The sequence below is a fragment of the Kitasatospora sp. NPDC059747 genome, from assembly GCF_042732955.1.
Taxonomy (GTDB): Bacteria; Actinomycetota; Actinomycetes; order Streptomycetales; family Streptomycetaceae; genus Kitasatospora.
Map to the genome: position 1 here is coordinate 16,867 of NZ_JBHWGV010000007.1, position 970 is coordinate 17,836.

The following is a 970-nucleotide window of genomic DNA, read 5'->3' on the forward strand; positions in this document are numbered from 1 at the left end:
CGGGGCGCGGTGGTGGGGGCCCCGCCCCCCGGGGGTCGCCCCGCGGGGCCCCCCCCCCCCGGGGGCCCCCCCCGGCGGTGGGGGGGGGGCCCCCCCCGGGCGGGGTCCGTCAGGAGACGTTGACCGCGGTGTCGTCGATGACGAACGAGGTCTGCTTCTCGTAGTCCTCGCTGCCGGTGAACTTCAGCGTGATGCTCTGGCCCGCGTACGGCGACAGGTCGAGACTCCGCTGCGCGTAGCCGGTGTTGTGGTCGAGGTTGGAGTAGGTGTGCAGGGTGGCGAGCACCGTGCCGGAGCTGTTGAGGACCTGCACCTTGAGCGTGTCGTAGGCCGTCGTGGTGGTGGTCTCGGCGGTGTCGACGTGCAGCCAGAAGGAGAGGTTGTAGGTGCCGCACCCGGTCGGCAGGGTGACGGACTGGGCGAGGGTGTCGGTGTGGGTGCTGCCGTAGCCGTCCAGCCAGGCGTCCCAACTGCCGCTGTGCGGCGGCTCGGTGGCGCTGTTGCTGACGACACCCGAGCTGGCGGTCCACGGCGCGGCGCTGCCGGTCTCGAACCCGGGGTTGCCGAGCAGCTGTCGGGGCGGGCAGCCGGTCGGGGTGGCACTGGCCTCGTTGCTCTGGGCACCCTCGCCGATCGAGTTCACGGCGCTGACCTTGTAGTAGTACGTCTGGCCCGGGGTGAGCCCGGTGTCCGTGCAGGAGAGGACGGCGCCGAGGCCGCTGCAGCCGCCGGTGGTGAGGAGGCTCTCCTGGCCGCTCGCGGTGCCCCGGTAGACGCGGTAGGAGGTGATGGAGACGCCGCCGTTGCTCGCGGGGGCCGTCCACCCGAGCGCCGCCTGGCCGTTGCCGGCCGTCGCGGTCAGTGCGGTGGGGGCGCCCGGGGCGGTGCCCGCGATGGGCGAGGCCGTGACGGTGACGGTCGAGGTGGCGGTGTGGGCCGGGTTGGCGGCGTCCGTGACAGTGAGGGTCGC

General features: G+C 73.8%; 1 protein-coding gene. It reads right to left on the reverse strand.

The features are described from left to right. Positions 1–109: 109 nt before the first annotated feature. Positions 110–970, reverse strand: an 861-nt coding sequence (locus ACFV4G_RS04810; RefSeq protein ID WP_380436489.1) for a fibronectin type III domain-containing protein, incomplete at its 5' end; no start/stop codon positions are given.